Source organism: Skermanella sp., assembly GCF_059503625.1.
Genome location: NZ_JCACHA010000343.1, coordinates 1 through 2760 on the forward strand (window position 1 = coordinate 1; position 2760 = coordinate 2760).

General features: G+C 62.6%; 4 protein-coding genes and 1 pseudogene. 3 read left to right on the forward strand and 2 right to left on the reverse strand.

Annotated features, from left to right (window positions below):
* Positions 1 to 9 precede the first annotated feature (9 nt).
* Both AC5JJ6_RS07930 and AC5JJ6_RS07935 read left to right on the forward strand, forming a co-directional pair.
* Positions 10 to 330: pseudogene (locus AC5JJ6_RS07930) on the forward strand (GrpB family protein); the annotation flags it as partial.
* A 38-nt stretch (positions 331 to 368) separates the two neighbouring features.
* On the forward strand, positions 369 to 527 hold the full coding sequence (locus AC5JJ6_RS07935) for a GrpB family protein (RefSeq protein ID WP_496041519.1): 159 nt from the start codon (positions 369 to 371) through the stop codon (positions 525 to 527).
* A gap of 12 nt (positions 528 to 539) precedes the next feature.
* On the opposite strand, the gene AC5JJ6_RS07940 is transcribed toward AC5JJ6_RS07935, so the two are convergent.
* Complete coding sequence (locus AC5JJ6_RS07940) at positions 540 to 1103, reverse strand: flavodoxin family protein (RefSeq protein WP_496041516.1); 564 nt, start codon at positions 1101 to 1103, stop codon at positions 540 to 542.
* Positions 1104 to 1156: 53 nt separating this feature from the next.
* Positions 1157 to 1501, reverse strand: a complete 345-nt coding sequence (locus AC5JJ6_RS07945; RefSeq protein WP_496041517.1) for a DUF1937 family protein — start codon at positions 1499 to 1501, stop codon at positions 1157 to 1159.
* Positions 1502 to 2291: 790 nt separating this feature from the next.
* On the opposite strand from AC5JJ6_RS07945, the gene AC5JJ6_RS07950 reads away from it, so the two are divergent.
* Entirely contained in the window at positions 2292 to 2711 is a 420-nt protein-coding gene (locus tag AC5JJ6_RS07950) for a hypothetical protein (RefSeq protein WP_496041518.1), read from the forward strand.
* Positions 2712 to 2760: the final 49 nt, after the last annotated feature.

Consider the following 2760-nt stretch of genomic DNA (forward strand, 5'->3'; position numbering starts at 1 on the left):
AAGGGCGGCATGGCGGACGAAATCGAACTCGTACCCTATGATCTGGCTTGGCCCTCCATGTACGAGGCTGAGTTGGCACGCCTCCGTGCCGGTCTGCCGGCGAGCCTCATCCTCGCCGCCGAGCATTTCGGTAGCACCGCCAACCCTGGGATGCCTGCCAAGCCTATTATCGACATCCTCATGGCCGTCCGCTCGGTCGAGGAAGCACGCGAGATCGCACCTAAGCCGATGACGGCCCTTGGCTACGCCTTCTGGGCCGACAATCCACGCCACGACCGCCTGTTTTTCGTCCGTGGCCTCCCGCCCGCACCCCGGCGCACCCACCATGTCCATATGCCGAGCCCGGAAGCGATCCGTGGCAGCGCCTCCTGTTCTGTGACTACCTCCGCAGCCATCCCGAGCAGGCCGACCGCTATGTCGCCCTCAAGCGGGACCTTGCCGCACGCCATGCCACCGACCGCGAGGCTTATACGGAGGGCAAATCGGCCTTCGTCGAGGAGATCCTAAGGATGGCGCGAGCCGGGTGATGGGCGGCTTCATCAGCCGAAACGGGAGCAAAGCTTTGCCAGCCGTGCACCGAGATACCGGGCCGTCGCCAGATCGGAGGGGTGATGCTTCCCGCCCACGGCGTGCGTGGCAAGCCCAAGTTGACTGCCGAGCCGGTTTCGTCCGTCAGGGTCGGCCTCTCCGGGGATGTCGAGCCCGCACCACAGCATTCCATGCTGGGCAGCGAGCACGGTAAAGTAGGCAAGCGTGTGCCCCTGGTCGCCGTTGGCGCACGCGCCAGTGGTAAAGCCTCCTGCGACTTTGCCAGCCCAACGCTGTTCGCCCCAACGCTCGCTCGTAGCATCTGCGAACGCTTTGAACTGCGCCGCCGGCCCGCCCATGTAAGTCGGGCTGCCGAACACGAGCGCATCGGCCTCGTCGCAAGCGCACAGCAGGTTGTTATTGATGAAGCGGCCGGCGACGATGCGGTCTGGCATGATCTGCAAGAGAACAGCGTCGGCACCGGCTTCCCCTATTCCCGCGGCTACTGCTTCCGCGAGCATTGCCGTCATACCTGCCGCTGAGAAGAACACCACTACGACTCGCTTCTGCCTCATGTGCCGCATCCGCTACCTATTCAGCATCACGAGACATGACGCTGCTCTTGGACTTATGCACCGTGCGGTACTTCCACGAGGCTTCTGTAGACGGGGCGGCTAGCAAGCCTGAACTGTTCGGCTTCGTCATCGGCGCCCTTTGACGGACCGCCGATGCGCAAGCAGGCATCACACCGGTCTGCCAGCGCTAGGGAAACCGGCATCATGAGTTCCTGGTAAGCGAGCTCGCTGCCCCCTGCAGCCTCGATCATCGGCAGTGCCATGTTGACGCCGATAATGGGGACATGCCCAGCCCGGAAGAGCGTAACGGCCGCCTTGTTCATAAGCCTCAAGTTTTGGACACGTTGCGCTGCGTCAGCGCCACCAGACGAGTACGGTCCGGACACCATGATCCACATCAATCGCTTCCTTGGTGCAGTGGGCGCCAACTGACCAGCAAACTAAGCTAACCATGTGCGGGCAAGCCCACCAGGCTGTGATCGCCACCCGAGGGTATCACCAAGGGCGAGAAGGGCAGGCAGTGCCAGATTGACGCCGAGCAGGCCGAACACGCCGTCACGGCCATCCGTTGCCAGTAGCCTCGGGTCGCCCTGCGAATACCAGGTAGGGGCGGTGACGTGCGACGCTCCCCGGTCAAGGTCGCAGTCTAGTGGCGCCTTCCGGCCAGGTCACACCGCCAACTGCGGCGCCAAGCACAAGGCCGAAGGGGTGCACGGCGCAGCCGGAGTACATCGCAGCCCGGTAATAGGGCGAGGCCTCTACGTAGGCCCGCACCTCCTCGGCTGTGCTTGGCCGCAGCGTTCTCGGCCTGGATTGTGTCCTCTCTGGCGGCGGCAACCAACTCGCCGAGCTCCAGCTCAAGCTGGTCGATCAGCTCGCGACTGCGCTCCGAGGAGGCGCGAACTTATCATGCTTAAGCTTGGCGATGAGCAGCTTGAGGTGTGCGACCACCACCTCGGCACCCGTGGCCCGTGCCTCGGCCTCCTGCCGGGCCAGGCGCTCGGCGGCCAGTGCCACACGCAAGGCGGCAATGTCGTTGGCAGTGCTGCTTGGCTCAGGCGTCACGGCGGAGCCGAAGTTGCGAGCGACCGCACTGGGCGCTGGAGGCGTTTCATCAAAGAGCGCCGGCAGCCGGCAGCACGCAAGCGTCGAGCGGGAGGGCGACGGTAAGCATTCTCCGCTCTTTAAATGTCGACATCAAAGAAGGTCACAAAAAGGCCCGTCCCGTCGGCCAAAAAGTTCGGCGTGCCAAACTTTTCTTTTGCATTGAGCCTCTCTCTCACTCTATTGTCCAGCATGGCAACCACCACTGAAGCTATTGCAGCCATTTCCGCGACAACTGGCGATGCTGAGGATGCTGTCGGACGGTTAGCCCGCGCTCTGCGCCAAGCAGAGGGCAATCTTTGGCCGCGTTCAAAAAGAGGCGGCGGCAAAGGCGCAGCTCATGTCCAACTGCCCCATCTGATTAACTTGGCGTTGGTCCAAGGTGTCGGTGCTGAACCGGCACACGCAGCTGAACGAGCGCAAACTTATCGCCGTTTGGTGATCTTCCAAGTAGCTGAACCTGGATCTGGACAAAGACTCGCGAAATCACTGACGCTCTCTTAGTGTCCATCCGGGAACAGCTTGAGGCATCTGAATCGGTTGTGACTGGCGG